The sequence below is a fragment of the Streptococcus parauberis NCFD 2020 genome (assembly GCF_000187935.1).
Classification (GTDB): Bacteria; Bacillota; Bacilli; order Lactobacillales; family Streptococcaceae; genus Streptococcus; species Streptococcus parauberis.
Map to the genome: position 1 here is coordinate 1892501 of NZ_AEUT02000001.1, position 14028 is coordinate 1906528.

Annotated in this window: 21 protein-coding genes, 1 tRNA gene and 2 rRNA genes (1 of these 24 running past the window's edge); all 24 read right to left on the reverse strand. The window is 40.2% G+C overall.

Annotation, left to right across the window (positions count from 1 at the left end; genetic code table 11):
- A 23S ribosomal RNA gene (locus SPB_RS09475) occupies positions 1 to 1147 on the reverse strand (it extends 1757 nt beyond the left edge of the window).
- 237 nt (positions 1148 to 1384) lie between these two features.
- Positions 1385 to 1457: transfer RNA gene (locus tag SPB_RS09480), tRNA-Ala, on the reverse strand.
- 108 nt (positions 1458 to 1565) lie between these two features.
- Positions 1566 to 3115: ribosomal RNA gene (locus SPB_RS09485) — 16S ribosomal RNA — on the reverse strand.
- Together the 16S and 23S rRNA genes with 1 tRNA gene alongside form the textbook arrangement of a ribosomal RNA operon.
- A 646-nt stretch (positions 3116 to 3761) precedes the next feature.
- The gene (gene rplQ / locus SPB_RS09490; protein WP_003104597.1) at positions 3762 to 4148 is read right to left on the reverse strand and encodes a 50S ribosomal protein L17; all 387 of its coding nucleotides are present in this window, start codon (positions 4146 to 4148) and stop codon (positions 3762 to 3764) included.
- 14 nt (positions 4149 to 4162) lie between these two features.
- Positions 4163 to 5101, reverse strand: coding sequence for a DNA-directed RNA polymerase subunit alpha (locus SPB_RS09495; protein ID WP_003103017.1), 939 nt, complete (start codon positions 5099 to 5101; stop codon positions 4163 to 4165).
- A gap of 46 nt (positions 5102 to 5147) precedes the next feature.
- Positions 5148 to 5531, reverse strand: coding sequence for a 30S ribosomal protein S11 (gene rpsK / locus SPB_RS09500; protein ID WP_001118387.1), 384 nt, complete (start codon positions 5529 to 5531; stop codon positions 5148 to 5150).
- A gap of 17 nt (positions 5532 to 5548) precedes the next feature.
- Positions 5549 to 5914, reverse strand: a complete 366-nt coding sequence (gene rpsM / locus SPB_RS09505; RefSeq protein WP_003104303.1) for a 30S ribosomal protein S13 — start codon at positions 5912 to 5914, stop codon at positions 5549 to 5551.
- A gap of 17 nt (positions 5915 to 5931) precedes the next feature.
- Entirely contained in the window at positions 5932 to 6048 is a 117-nt protein-coding gene (rpmJ, locus tag SPB_RS11140; protein ID WP_000868345.1) for a 50S ribosomal protein L36, read from the reverse strand.
- A gap of 25 nt (positions 6049 to 6073) precedes the next feature.
- Complete coding sequence (gene infA / locus SPB_RS09510) at positions 6074 to 6292, reverse strand: translation initiation factor IF-1 (RefSeq protein ID WP_001040189.1); 219 nt, start codon at positions 6290 to 6292, stop codon at positions 6074 to 6076.
- Positions 6293 to 6409: 117 nt separating this feature from the next.
- Entirely contained in the window at positions 6410 to 7051 is a 642-nt protein-coding gene (locus SPB_RS09515; RefSeq protein ID WP_003106080.1) for an adenylate kinase, read from the reverse strand.
- A 138-nt stretch (positions 7052 to 7189) separates the two neighbouring features.
- The gene (gene secY, locus SPB_RS09520) at positions 7190 to 8494 is read right to left on the reverse strand and encodes a preprotein translocase subunit SecY (protein ID WP_003105064.1); all 1305 of its coding nucleotides are present in this window, start codon (positions 8492 to 8494) and stop codon (positions 7190 to 7192) included.
- A gap of 16 nt (positions 8495 to 8510) precedes the next feature.
- The gene (gene rplO, locus SPB_RS09525; RefSeq protein ID WP_003104020.1) at positions 8511 to 8951 is read right to left on the reverse strand and encodes a 50S ribosomal protein L15; all 441 of its coding nucleotides are present in this window, start codon (positions 8949 to 8951) and stop codon (positions 8511 to 8513) included.
- Positions 8952 to 9112: 161 nt separating this feature from the next.
- Entirely contained in the window at positions 9113 to 9295 is a 183-nt protein-coding gene (rpmD, locus tag SPB_RS09530; RefSeq protein ID WP_003102859.1) for a 50S ribosomal protein L30, read from the reverse strand.
- 14 nt (positions 9296 to 9309) lie between these two features.
- Positions 9310 to 9804, reverse strand: coding sequence for a 30S ribosomal protein S5 (rpsE, locus tag SPB_RS09535; RefSeq protein ID WP_003106071.1), 495 nt, complete (start codon positions 9802 to 9804; stop codon positions 9310 to 9312).
- Positions 9805 to 9822: 18 nt separating this feature from the next.
- Positions 9823 to 10179 (reverse strand): 50S ribosomal protein L18, encoded by a 357-nt coding sequence (rplR, locus tag SPB_RS09540; protein ID WP_003105199.1) that lies wholly within the window; start codon positions 10177 to 10179, stop codon positions 9823 to 9825.
- A 92-nt stretch (positions 10180 to 10271) separates the two neighbouring features.
- The gene (gene rplF / locus SPB_RS09545; protein WP_003103537.1) at positions 10272 to 10808 is read right to left on the reverse strand and encodes a 50S ribosomal protein L6; all 537 of its coding nucleotides are present in this window, start codon (positions 10806 to 10808) and stop codon (positions 10272 to 10274) included.
- Positions 10809 to 11014: 206 nt separating this feature from the next.
- Positions 11015 to 11413: a 30S ribosomal protein S8 gene (gene rpsH, locus SPB_RS09550; protein ID WP_003102399.1), complete on the reverse strand. Its 399-nt coding sequence runs from the start codon at positions 11411 to 11413 to the stop codon at positions 11015 to 11017.
- A gap of 147 nt (positions 11414 to 11560) precedes the next feature.
- On the reverse strand, positions 11561 to 11746 hold the full coding sequence (locus SPB_RS09555; protein ID WP_002987746.1) for a type Z 30S ribosomal protein S14: 186 nt from the start codon (positions 11744 to 11746) through the stop codon (positions 11561 to 11563).
- Positions 11747 to 11761: 15 nt separating this feature from the next.
- Positions 11762 to 12304: a 50S ribosomal protein L5 gene (rplE, locus tag SPB_RS09560; RefSeq protein ID WP_003104667.1), complete on the reverse strand. Its 543-nt coding sequence runs from the start codon at positions 12302 to 12304 to the stop codon at positions 11762 to 11764.
- Positions 12305 to 12327: 23 nt separating this feature from the next.
- Complete coding sequence (gene rplX / locus SPB_RS09565; RefSeq protein WP_003105953.1) at positions 12328 to 12633, reverse strand: 50S ribosomal protein L24; 306 nt, start codon at positions 12631 to 12633, stop codon at positions 12328 to 12330.
- An 82-nt stretch (positions 12634 to 12715) separates the two neighbouring features.
- Positions 12716 to 13084 carry a 50S ribosomal protein L14 gene (gene rplN / locus SPB_RS09570; protein WP_003103122.1) on the reverse strand — a complete coding sequence of 123 codons (369 nt, stop codon included), beginning with the start codon at positions 13082 to 13084 and terminating at the stop codon, positions 12716 to 12718.
- 24 nt (positions 13085 to 13108) lie between these two features.
- Complete coding sequence (gene rpsQ / locus SPB_RS09575; protein WP_003102341.1) at positions 13109 to 13369, reverse strand: 30S ribosomal protein S17; 261 nt, start codon at positions 13367 to 13369, stop codon at positions 13109 to 13111.
- A gap of 27 nt (positions 13370 to 13396) precedes the next feature.
- Positions 13397 to 13603, reverse strand: coding sequence for a 50S ribosomal protein L29 (gene rpmC, locus SPB_RS09580; protein WP_003103481.1), 207 nt, complete (start codon positions 13601 to 13603; stop codon positions 13397 to 13399).
- 9 nt (positions 13604 to 13612) lie between these two features.
- Positions 13613 to 14026 carry a 50S ribosomal protein L16 gene (rplP, locus tag SPB_RS09585; protein WP_003104843.1) on the reverse strand — a complete coding sequence of 138 codons (414 nt, stop codon included), beginning with the start codon at positions 14024 to 14026 and terminating at the stop codon, positions 13613 to 13615.
- Between the last annotated feature and the right edge of the window lie 2 nt (positions 14027 to 14028).

The following is a 14028-nucleotide window of genomic DNA, read 5'->3' on the forward strand; positions in this document are numbered from 1 at the left end:
CACTCGACTAGTGAGCTATTACGCACTCTTTGAATGAATAGCTGCTTCTAAGCTAACATCCTAGTTGTCTGTGCAACCCCACATCCTTTTCCACTTAACAATTATTTTGGGACCTTAGCTGGTGGTCTGGGCTGTTTCCCTTTCGACTACGGATCTTAGCACTCGCAGTCTGACTGCCGATTATATCTCGTTGGCATTCGGAGTTTATCTGAGATTGGTAATCCGGGATGGACCCCTCACCCAAACAGTGCTCTACCTCCAAGAGACTTAACATCGACGCTAGCCCTAAAGCTATTTCGGAGAGAACCAGCTATCTCCAAGTTCGTTTGGAATTTCTCCGCTACCCACAAGTCATCCAAGCACTTTTCAACGTGCCCTGGTTCGGTCCTCCAGTGAGTTTTACCTCACCTTCAACCTGCTCATGGGTAGGTCACATGGTTTCGGGTCTACAACATGATACTAAGTCGCCCTATTAAGACTCGGTTTCCCTACGGCTCCGTCTCTTCAACTTAACCTCGCATCATATCGTAACTCGCCGGTTCATTCTACAAAAGGCACGCTCTCACCCATTAACGGGCTCGAACTTGTTGTAGGCACACGGTTTCAGGTTCTATTTCACTCCCCTTCCGGGGTGCTTTTCACCTTTCCCTCACGGTACTGGTTCACTATCGGTCACTAGAGAGTATTTAGGGTTGGGAGATGGTCCTCCCAGATTCCGACGAGATTTCGCGTGTCTCGCCGTACTCAGGATACTGCTAGAGTCATTTACTATTTTAAATACGAGGCTATTACTCTCTTTGGCTTACCTTCCCAGGTAATTCTTCTATAGTATTTGATCCCACGTCGCAGTCCTACAACCCCGAGGAGTAAACTCCTCGGTTTGCCCTTCTGCCGTTTCGCTCGCCGCTACTAAGGCAATCGCGTTTGCTTTCTCTTCCTGCAGCTACTTAGATGTTTCAGTTCACTGCGTCTTCCTTCTCATGACCTTAACAGTCATGGATGACATGCATTACATGACGGGTTCCCCCATTCGGACATCTCTGGATCTTTGCTTACTTACAGCTCCCCAAAGCATTTCGTCGTTAGTCACGTCCTTCATCGGCTTCTAGTGCCAAGGCATCCACCGTGCGCCCTTATTAACTTAACCTTATTTCCAGTCTTTCGACCTTTCTTTTAATTTTTTTAATATGTTCGCGTTTATCTTTTTTTCGGTTTATTTCTTGTTACTTTTTTCTACAATTAATTTCTTAATTGTGGAATTTGATATAGATATTCAATTTTCAATGGACTATGTTAGGATTTTTATCCTACTTATCTAGTTGAACACGAGATTAATTTCTTAAGAAATTTCGGCAAGCCGAACATCTCTTTGTATCCTAGATAATGGAGCCTAGCGGGATCGAACCGCTGACCTCCTGCGTGCAAAGCAGGCGCTCTCCCAGCTGAGCTAAGGCCCCAACTAATAAACTGGTTGTTACATTATTAGTGGTGTTTCTATCTCATTACTTTAATAAGACCTCTCAAAACTAAATAAGACTTTTCCTAACGTGCTTCCATTTCCTTAGAAAGGAGGTGATCCAGCCGCACCTTCCGATACGGCTACCTTGTTACGACTTCACCCCAATCATCTATCCCACCTTAGGCGGCTGGCTCCTAATAGGTTACCTCACCGACTTCGGGTGTTACAAACTCTCGTGGTGTGACGGGCGGTGTGTACAAGGCCCGGGAACGTATTCACCGCGGCGTGCTGATCCGCGATTACTAGCGATTCCGACTTCATGTAGGCGAGTTGCAGCCTACAATCCGAACTGAGATTGGCTTTAAGAGATTAGCTTGCCGTCACCGGCTTGCGACTCGTTGTACCAACCATTGTAGCACGTGTGTAGCCCAGGTCATAAGGGGCATGATGATTTGACGTCATCCCCACCTTCCTCCGGTTTATTACCGGCAGTCTCGCTAGAGTGCCCAACTTAATGATGGCAACTAACAATAGGGGGTTGCGCTCGTTGCGGGACTTAACCCAACATCTCACGACACGAGCTGACGACAACCATGCACCACCTGTCACCTCTGTCCCGAAGGAAAGTCCTATCTCTAGGACGGTCAGAGGGATGTCAAGACCTGGTAAGGTTCTTCGCGTTGCTTCGAATTAAACCACATGCTCCACCGCTTGTGCGGGCCCCCGTCAATTCCTTTGAGTTTCAACCTTGCGGTCGTACTCCCCAGGCGGAGTGCTTAATGCGTTAGCTGCGGCACTAAGCCCCGGAAAGGGCCTAACACCTAGCACTCATCGTTTACGGCGTGGACTACCAGGGTATCTAATCCTGTTTGCTCCCCACGCTTTCGAGCCTCAGCGTCAGTTACAGACCAGAGAGCCGCTTTCGCCACCGGTGTTCCTCCATATATCTACGCATTTCACCGCTACACATGGAATTCCACTCTCCCCTTCTGCACTCAAGTTATCCAGTTTCCAAAGCGAACCATGGTTGAGCCACGGCCTTTAACTTCAGACTTAAATAACCGCCTGCGCTCGCTTTACGCCCAATAAATCCGGACAACGCTCGAGACCTACGTATTACCGCGGCTGCTGGCACGTAGTTAGCCGTCCCTTTCTGGTTAGTTACCGTCACGTAATGGATTTTCCACTCCCATTACCGTTCTTCTCTAACAACAGAGCTTTACGATCCGAAAACCTTCTTCACTCACGCGGCGTTGCTCGGTCAGGGTTGCCCCCATTGCCGAAGATTCCCTACTGCTGCCTCCCGTAGGAGTCTGGGCCGTGTCTCAGTCCCAGTGTGGCCGATCACCCTCTCAGGTCGGCTATGTATCGTGGCCTTGGTGAGCCGTTACCTCACCAACTAGCTAATACAACGCAGGTCCATCTCATAGTGAAGCAATTGCTCCTTTTAAATTTAGTACATGAGTACTTAATTGTCATGCGGTATTAGCTATCGTTTCCAATAGTTATCCCCCGCTATAAGGTAGGTTACCTACGCGTTACTCACCCGTTCGCAACTCATCTGACTAGTGCAAGCACCAGTCTTCAGCGTTCTACTTGCATGTATTAGGCACGCCGCCAGCGTTCGTCCTGAGCCAGGATCAAACTCTCATTTATATGTTAATTTGATGTTTAACTCATTCTTATCTGTCGCTGACAGATTTATTGTTTTTTTGTTACTTAATTGACAGGTAATATGCATAAACATATCACCCTGCACGTTTGGTTTTTGTCTTATTCAGTTCTCAAAGGTCTTCTTATCTCTTACGAGACAACTATTATATTCTATCAGGTCACAACGCCTTTGTCAATAACTTTTTTAAACTTTTTCGTTTTTTGTTTTCGACTACTAACTCGCTTTCTGACAACTTTATTAGTATATATGCTTTTGAAGGGATTGTCAATAGCATTTGCGTGATTTTATAAATTATATTTGTATAAATACATATTGGCAATCTGTGCTTTTAATAAAGACCTCCTATAATCAATTTTTAGCCATTTTAAGCCCCTTTTTTCTTCATAGGTGCATCTATCGCTGATTCCATCTATTCCCCTTTATATCGAGCAAATAGGATAGATTAGACGACAAAACGCCTGCTTACGAAGTGCATCTAAGTTTAGAAACATTTCGTAAACAAGCGTTACCACTAACAATATGATGAGTGTTCCCGCTAGGAATTTATCCTAGCGGTAGACCAGAGCTAGACTAAGAAAGGAATTGAGACCTCTCCATCATCATAACACTCAACAAAATTGATAAAAATTATACTAATTCAATAATTGCCATTGGAGCAGCATCTCCACGGCGTGGTTCTGTTTTAAGAATACGTGTGTATCCACCGTTACGTTCAGCATAACGAGGTGCGATTTCAGAGAATAATTTTTGAAGCGCTGAAGTTGATGTGTATTTATCAGTAGCTTCATCATAGTTTTCTGATGCGATTTCATTACGTACGTAAGCTGCTGCTTGACGACGTGCATGAAGATCACCACGTTTACCTAAAGTAATCATTTTTTCAACTGTTTTACGGATTTCTTTTGCACGTGCTTCAGTTGTAACAATTGATTCGTTGATTAAAAGATCTGTCGTTAAATCACGAAGCATTGCTTTACGTTGTGAGCTAGTGCGTCCTAGTTTACGGTAAGCCATTTTGTCCTCCTATATTATTTATCGTTTTTTAGTCCTAAACCTAAATCAGCGAGTTTAACCTTAACTTCTTCAAGGCTCTTACGACCTAAGTTACGGACTTTCATCATTTCAGGCTCAGATTTTTCTGTAAGATCGAATACAGTGTTAATTCCTGCACGTTTCAAACAGTTATATGAGCGTACGGATAAATCAAGTTCCTCGATTGTGCGATCAAGTATCTTTTCATCGTTCACTTTTTCTGTTTCTTTCATAACGTCAGTTGTCTTAGCAACTTCTGTAAGGTCTGTAAACAGATTAAGGTGTTCGATTAAAACTCGAGCAGATAGACCTAATGCATCTTCAGGAATGATAGTTCCATTTGTCATGATTTCAATTGTTAATTTATCAAAGCCATCATTACTACCGACACGGGCAGGCTCAACTTGATAGTTAACTTTTTTTACTGGCGTGTAGATTGAATCAACAGCCAATGTTCCAACAGGTGCATCATCTTGTTTGTTACCTTCTGCAGGAATGTAACCACGTTTTTTAGCAACAGTCATTGTTGCTTTCAAAGAGTGACCTTCTGCGATTGTAAATAGATAATGATCTGGGTTAACAAGTTCGATGTCGCTGTCAGTGAGGATATCTCCAGCAGTTACTTCAGCTGGTCCTTCTACGTCAAGTTCGATCATCTTTTCGTCTTCTACATATGATTTTACTGCAAGTCCTTTAACATTAAGGATGATTTGCATTACATCTTCACGTACACCTGGGATTGTATCAAATTCGTGTAGTACGCCATCAATTTTAATCGATGTTACTGCAGCACCTGGAAGTGATGACAGAAGTACACGACGAAGTGAATTACCTAGAGTTGTACCGTAACCACGTTCTAGTGGTTCGATTACAAAACGTCCGTAATCTTTATTTTCATCAATTTTTGTTATTATTGGTTTTTCAAACTCAATCATTTTTTCACCCCTCGAAACGAAACTTGTGTACTATTAGTTATTATGATTATACACGACGACGTTTTGGAGGACGAGCACCGTTATGTGGTACAGGAGTCACGTCACGAATTGCAGTTACTTCTAGACCTGCCGCAGCAAGTGCACGAATAGCTGATTCACGACCTGAACCAGGGCCTTTTACAGTAACTTCAACAGTTTTTAGTCCGTGTTCTTGTGCAGATTTCGCAGCAGCTTCAGCAGCCATTTGGGCAGCAAAAGGTGTTGATTTACGAGAACCTTTGAAACCAAGAGCACCAGCTGATGACCATGCAAGAGCATTACCGTGAACATCTGTAATCATAACAATAGTGTTATTAAATGTAGCGTGAATATGTGCAACACCAGATTCGATGTTCTTTTTCACACGACGTTTACGTGTTGGTTTAGCCAATTTCTTTACCTCCTATATTATTTTTTCTTACCTGCAATCGCAGTAGGTTTCCCTTTACGAGTACGAGCGTTGTTTTTAGTGTTTTGTCCACGGACAGGAAGTCCACGACGGTGACGAATTCCACGGTATGAACCGATTTCCATCAAACGTTTGATGTTTAAGTTAACTTCACGACGAAGGTCACCTTCAACTTTGATTGAATCGATTTCACGACGGATTGCGTCTTCTTGATCTGATGTTAAGTCTTTAACACGGATATCTTCAGAGATACCAGCTGCTGCTAAAATCTTTTGAGATGTTGCAAGACCAATACCAAATACATAAGTAAGTGAAATTACTACGCGTTTATCGTTTGGAATATCAACTCCAGCTATACGAGCCATTTTTTCTCCTTTCTATATTATCCTTGACGTTGTTTGTGTTTTGGATTTGTTGGACAAATCACCATAACACGACCGTTACGACGAATTACTTTACAGTATTCGCAAATTGGTTTAACCGATGGTCTTACCTTCATGTTTTAATCCCTCCAATTATTTCGATTATTTAAAGCGGTATGTGATGCGTCCACGTGTTAAGTCATAAGGACTCATTTCCACTGTAACACGATCTCCTACTAAAATACGAATGTAATTTTTACGGATTTTTCCTGATACAGTTGCTAGAATTTGATGCCCATTTTCTAATTCAACAGTAAACATTGCGTTTGGCATAGTTTCTACTACTTTGCCTTCAATTTCAATCACGTCTTCTTTTGCCACGCAAAAGTACCCCCTAAATTTCGATTTGATGTCCTCTGAGCACAGAGGTAACAATTATAAGTCAGACTAGCCTATTATATCACTTGACTTTCACTTTCGCAAGTTATTTATGATATTTTATTTTAGGTTTTTAATGACTTTCTCGATGTCTACAAAAACATCAGAAATATCTTTATTTCCATCAATATCATTAACAATACCTGCTTCACGATAATGATCTAAAATTGGTTGCCCTTGAGCAATATTAACATCTAAACGACGTTTAACTGTTTCCGGTTTGTCATCTTCACGTTGATAAAAGTCATCTTCATTGTAATCACCTGTTGGTGGATTGAAGACTTTGTGGAAAGTTTCGCCTGTTTTTTTGTTAATAATACGACCACTCAAACGTTCGATTAGTGATTCTGGGTTAACATCAATATTGATGACACCATCTAAGTTTAAGCCTAATTCTTTTAAAGTTGCATCTAATGCATGTGCTTGGTCAATTGTACGTGGATAACCGTCCAAAAGAAATCCCTTTTCTTCAATGTCAGATTGAGCAAGGCGTTCTTTTACAATACCATTTGTTACATCATCTGGTACTAAATCACCTTTATCTATATATGACTTTGCAAGGACACCCATTTCAGTTTTGTTAGCCATAGCTGCACGGAACATATCACCAGTTGAAATATGGATAACTCCAAACTCTTCAACGATCTTTGCTGCTTGTGTTCCTTTACCAGCACCTGGTAAACCCATAATTAAAAGATTCATGTCAGTCTCCTCTTGACTAAATTTTTGGAAAAATGATAATTCATTTTTACTTTTGTTTTCAACTGATAACAAGAAATATCTCTAAGTCTTGTTATCACCTAAAAACAAAATAGTAGGTTGACAAGGTCAACCTATATTCTATTCTGCTGTATTCATAAATCCGACATATTTTCTTTTCAGAAGATAGCCTTCAAGTTGTTTCATTCCTTCTATACCCGTCGAGATCAAAATCAGTAAACTTGTCCCACCTAGTGCAATACTAGATGAAAGATTAAGTCCTTGTTGCGCAGCGATTGGCACAAGAGAGATAAAAGCAAGGAAAACTGAACCGATTGTAGCAAGTTTTTTGAGCAATGATGACATATATAGTTCTGTTTCACGTCCTGGTCTCACACTTGGAATATAAGACGAGTTCTTCTGTAGATTTTCAGCTGTTTTCTCAGGATTTACTTGGACAAAGGTATAGAAGAATGAGAACAAGATAATCAAAAATGCATAAACCATCATACCTGTTGGTGTTTGATAGTTTAAAACTTCTTGTAGTTTAGTTAACCAAGGGATATCTTTACCATTTTGGAAGAACGGTATAATCGTACTTGGAATAGTCGTAATCGAGCTAGCAAAGATAACGGGAATAACGCCTGCTGGATTGACTTTTAAAGGAAGGTAAGAACTTGTAGGTGCACCCTGAACAAGTTTTGTATATTGGATTGGAATTTTATATTCCGCTTGTTGAACATATGTTGTAAAGAAAACAATAGCAAGAACCGCTAAGATAATTAATCCTACAATAATGTAAGACATGTTAATCTCGCCAGGACGAACATTAACAAAGTAATCTTCGTGAATTGTTGCAATTGCATTTGGAATAGATGAAATGATACCTGCAAAGATAATCATTGAAACACCGTTACCAAATCCTTTATCTGTAATCTGTTCTCCAAGCCAGGTTACAATAACACTACCAGTTGTCAGCAAAGCACCAATTAGCAAATAAGTTTTGATATTTGGTGTATTAACTAGAGCAACACTAGACAAGGTATTGAACCCTGCTGTGATACCAATCGATTGCACGAATGCAAGAAAAAGTGATATATAGCGAGTCGCTTGATTTAACTTGCGACGGCCAACCTCACCTTGTTTTCCCCACTCGACAAATTTTGGTAGGATATCCATTTGTAATAATTGAACAACGATAGATGCAGTAATGTACGGACTCACACCCATAGAGAAAACTGAAAAGTTTCTCATTGCATTACCACTGACAAGGTTCAACATATTTAGAAAAGGAAGTTCACTCAACTGCTCTAAACTTTTTGCATTGACTCCTGGAACTGTTATGTGCGTTCCGATTCGGAAGACAAGGATTATAAAGATTGTAAAGAAAACTTTAGTTCTAACAGTCTTTATTTTCAGTGCGTCTTTTAGTATTTTTAAGAACATAATGAGTTACCCCTCATTAGATGACTTCGATTGAACCACCCTTAGCAGTAATTGCTGCTTCAGCAGATTTTGAGAATTTAGCTGCTTTAACAGTCAATTTTTTAGTCAATTCGCCGTTACCAAGAACTTTAACGCCTGATTTTTCAGCACGAACGATTCCAGCTTCTTTAAGCATAACTGGAGTTACTTCAGTACCGTCTTCAAAAACGTTTAATTGATCAAGATTAACAAGAGCGTACTCTTTAGCGTTGATGTTTGAGAATCCACGTTTTGGCATGCGACGGAACAATGGTGTTTGTCCACCTTCAAAACCTAAACGAACTCCGCCACCACTACGAGAGTTTTGACCTTTTTGTCCGCGACCAGATGTTTTACCGTTACCTGATGATGACCCACGTCCAACACGGTTACGTACTTTACGTGATCCTTCAGTAGCTTTTAATTCATGAAGTTTCATTTTTTCTCCTTATTTGTAAATTGCTAGCGCCTCTATGAGGGGAAAGGACTCCCCATAGAAACTCGCCTATACATAAAATTAACTTTAAGTCACAAGCTAAAAGCTTGCGACTTAAAAAGTATTAGCAGGAGCTGGTAGAACCCAACCTGTCTGCTTATTTATTATTTAACTTCTTCAACAGTTACTAAGTGACTGATAGCATTAACCATTCCAAGAATAGCAGCATTATCTTCTTTAACAACTGAAGAATTTAATTTACCAAGTCCAAGAGCAGCAACTGTTTTACGTTGCTCTGGCTTACGTCCGATTGGAGACTTAGTCAAAGTAATTTTAATTTGAGCCATTGTTATCCCCTTTCTTAAGCTAAGTCAGATACAGAAACACCACGTAAAGCGGCAACGTCTTCTGCACGTTTAAGTTGTTTTAACCCTTCAACAGTTGCACGAACAATGTTGATTGGAGTATTTGAACCAAGAGATTTTGAAGTAATATCAGCAATACCTGCTAATTCGATGACGGCACGAACCGCACCACCAGCGGCAACTCCAGAACCTTCTACAGCTGGTTTCAACAATACTTTTGCTCCACCGAAGTTAGTAAATACTTCGTGGGGAATTGTTGTGCCAACCATTGGTACTTCAATCATGTTTTTCTTAGCTGCTTCAACAGCTTTACGAATAGCTTCTGGTACTTCTTGAGCTTTACCTGTACCGAATCCTACACGTCCATTTCCATCACCAACTACTACAAGAGCAGCAAAACGAAGACGACGTCCACCTTTTACAACTTTTGTAACACGGTTGATCGAAACGACACGCTCTTCAAGTTCAACTGCATTATCTTTAAATGCCATTATTTTGTGTCCTCCCTTTTAGAATTTCAATCCGTTTTCACGAGCTGCATCAGCCAAAGCTTTGATACGTCCGTGATATAGATATCCACCGCGGTCAAACACCACTTCAGAAATACCTTTAGCCACTGCACGTTCAGCAACAAGTTTGCCGACTACAACGGCTTGTTCAGTTTTTGTACCTTTTGAAACGTCTTTATCAAGAGTTGATGCGCTTGCGAGCGTTACACCCGCTACGTCATCAATAACTTGAGCGTAGATGCCTGTATTAGAACGAAAAACGTTCAAACGTGGGCGTTCTGCAGTTCCAGAGAGTTTACCGCGTACGCGACGATGGCGTTTTTGGCGGGTTTTGTTTTTATCTGGTTTTGAAATCACAATATTCACCTCTTAAAATTTAAGTTTTATCTGTTACATTCGGAAAATAATAGACTATGTATCTTAACTTCTCAAGATACATGATGAATCTATTATTTACCAGTTTTACCTTCTTTAAGGCGTACGTATTCACCAACATAACGAATACCTTTACCTTTATAAGGTTCTGGTGAACGTAAGCTACGGATATAAGCAGCTGTTTGACCAACAACTTCTTTATTAATTCCGGCAACTGAAATAGAAGTTGGGTTAGCAAGAGTGAATGTAATCCCTTCTGGTGCTTCAACTTCATCTTGGTGAGATTTACCTACTGAAAGGACAAGTTTTGTACCTTGAAGTTGAGCACGGTAACCGACACCCTTCATTTCAAGATCTTTTTTGAAACCTTCAAAAACACCAACAACCATGTTATTCAAGTTTGCACGAGTTGTACCATGAATTGTTTTCATTTCTTTTGAATCGTTAGGACGTGAAAGTGTAATTTCAGAACCTTCGATTTTGATTTCAATATTTTTATTGAACTCACGAGTGAGTTCGCCTTTAGGGCCTTTAACAGTAACAACGTTGTTGTCATTGCTAATTTCAACACCTGCAGGCATAGTAATTACTTTATTACCAATACGTGACATGTTTATTTTCTCCTGTTAGATTGTCAAGTCGCTATGCGACTAGTTTTCACGGGGTGATTTGGAATTTAATATGCTCTATTCAATATTTTAGTTGAATTGAACTCGAGGTATGGCCTGTGTGAAAAAGATAATCTTCCTAAAGTATAAATACTCTTCGCCAGATTTCCTATTTTCACTTTGCCCATGACACTCTTAGTATCTTTAAATTACCAAACGTATGCAATCACTTCTCCACCAACATTTTTTTGGCGAGCTTCTTTATCAGTCAAAAGACCTTCTGAAGTTGAAATAATTGCGATTCCTAGTCCGTTAAGAACTTTAGGAACATCTTCACGTTTTGTGTAAACACGAAGGCCTGGTTTTGAGATACGTTTTAAGTTAGTAATAACGCGTTCACCGTTTTGACCATATTTAAGGAAAACACGGATGATTCCTTGTTTGTCATCTTCGATAACTTCAACGTTTTTAACAAAACCTTCACGTACAAGGATGTCAGCAATCCCTTTTTTGATGTTTGATGCAGGTACTTCTAACATTTCGTGTTTTACTTGGTTAGCATTACGAATACGTGTTAAAAAGTCTGCAATTGGGTCAGTCATAACCATTTTTGATTTCTCCTTTTACTAGTAGTTTGAATAATCACTTGCTAGTTATTGCGCCCGAAGGCGGTGTGGTATGAGAATAACTCATACCGGAAATAATGTTTCACTTTTCTCAATTATAGCAGAGAAAAGTTTCTTCATTGTGTTTTTTTACCAAGAAGCTTTAACAACACCTGGGATTTGACCTTTGTAAGCCAACTCACGGAAGCAAACACGGCAAAGTTTAAATTTGCGGTAAACTGAATGTGGGCGTCCACATTTTTCACAGCGTGTATAAGCTTGCGTAGAGTGTTTCGCAGGACGTTTGTTCTTAGCAATCATAGATTTTTTAGCCAATTTATTTACCCCCTATTATTTTGCAAAAGGCATTCCAAGGCCTTTAAGCAATTCACGTGATTCTTCGTCAGTATTTGCAGTAGTGACGATTACAATATCAAGACCACGTACTTTATCAACATCATCGAAATTGATTTCTGGGAAGATAAGTTGTTCTTTCACACCAAGAGTGTAGTTACCACGTCCATCAAAAGATTTTGTTGGAACACCGTGGAAATCACGTACACGAGGAAGTGAAACGCTAACTAATTTGTCTAAGAATTCGTACATACGTTCGCCGCGAAGTGTAACTTTCGCACCGATCGCAACACCTTCACGAAGACGGAAGCCAGCGATTGATTTCTTAGCTTTAGTAATAAGTGGTTTTTGACCTGAGATAAGTTCTAGCTCAGCAGCAGCTTTTTCTAGGTTTTTTGCGTTTGAAACAGCATCACCAACACCCATGTTAAGAACGATTTTCTCAACTTTAGGCACAGCCATAACTGTAGTGTAATTGAATTTCTCTGACAACGCAGGAATTACTTCGTTAGTATATTTTTCTTTTAAACGATTTGCCATTATGCTTCTCCTTTCCTTCGTGATTAATCTAATACTTCGCCAGATTTTTTGCTGTAACGAACTTTTTTGCCGTCAACAACTTTATAACCTACGCGACCTGCGACACCATTTTTATCAAGTACTTGTACATTTGATACATGGATTGGGGCTTCTTTTTCTACGATAGCACCTTGAGGGTTTTCTGTATTAGGTTTTTGGTGTTTTTTAATCATACCAACACCTTCTACAACAACTTTGTTAGCTTTTGGTAAAGCTTTAAGAACTACTGCTTCAGTTCCTTTATCTTTACCTGCAATAACGCGAACTTTGTCGCCTTTTTTTACAAACATTCTAGTATTTCTCCTATTTTTCTTACGCCCACTATGGGCACCCTAGGTAAACCTAGGGGACTTAGTTTGTTTTTACTTTAAATTAAAGTACTTCTGGTGCAAGTGATACGATCTTCATGTATCCAGCTTCACGTAATTCACGTGCAACTGGGCCGAAGATACGAGTTCCGCGAGGAGTTTTATCGTCACGGATAATAACTGCAGCATTGTCGTCAAATTTGATGTATGAACCGTCAGGACGGCGGGCACCAGTTTTAGTACGAACAATAACAGCTTTCACTACATCACCTTTTTTAACTGCTCCACCAGGAGTAGCTTGTTTAACAGAAGCAACGATTACGTCACCGATGTTAGCGAATTTACGTCCTGAACCACCAAGTACTTTGATAGTCAAGATCTCACGGGCACCGCTATTATCAGCAACTTTCAAGCGAGTTTCTTGTTGAATCATTTCAATTTTCTCCTTTTAGTTTGATTAGATAATAACAGCTTTTTCCACAACTTCTACAAGACGGAAACGTTTTGTAGCTGAAAGTGGACGTGTTTCCATGATACGAACCATATCGCCTTCTCTAGCAATATTGTTTTCATCATGAGCTTTGTATTTTTTAGAATAGTTGATACGCTTACCATAGACTGGGTGGTTACGTTTAGTTTCAACTATAACTGTAATTGTTTTGTCCATTTTATCAGACACTACGCGTCCATAAAGTGTTTTACGTTGATTACGTTCCATAATTTGAATTTCTCCTTTCCCAATCTATTATTTCATTTCAGATTGCACAGTTTTGATACGTGCAATTTGTTTTTTAACTTCGTTCAAACGAGCAGTTTGATCAAGTTGACCTGCTGCAGCTTGGAAACGAAGGTCGAAAAGTTCTTTTTTGAGTTCGTTTTCTTTTTTAGCAAGCTCTTCCTGAGACAAGCCACGAAGCTCAGCAACGAACTTTTTGATTTCTTCAAGTTTCATGTCTTCTCCTTATTCTGCTTCGCGTTTAACGAATTTAACTTTAACTGGTAATTTGTGTCCAGCAAGACGGAATGCTTCACGTGCAACTTCTTCAGATACACCAGCGATTTCAAACATTACTTTACCACGTTTAACAGGTGATACCCAACCTTCAGGAGCACCTTTACCAGAACCCATACGAACCCCGATAGCTTTAGCAGTATAAGATTTGTGAGGGAAGATTTTAATCCAAACTTGACCACCACGTTTCATGTAACGAGTCATAGCGATACGAGCAGCTTCGATTTGGCGGTTTGTGATCCATGAGCTAGTTGTAGCTTGAAGACCGTATTCACCGAATGATACTTCTTTTCCACCTTTAGCTTCACCGCGCATTTTCCCACGGAATTCACGACGGTGTTTAACACGTTTAGGTACTAACATAT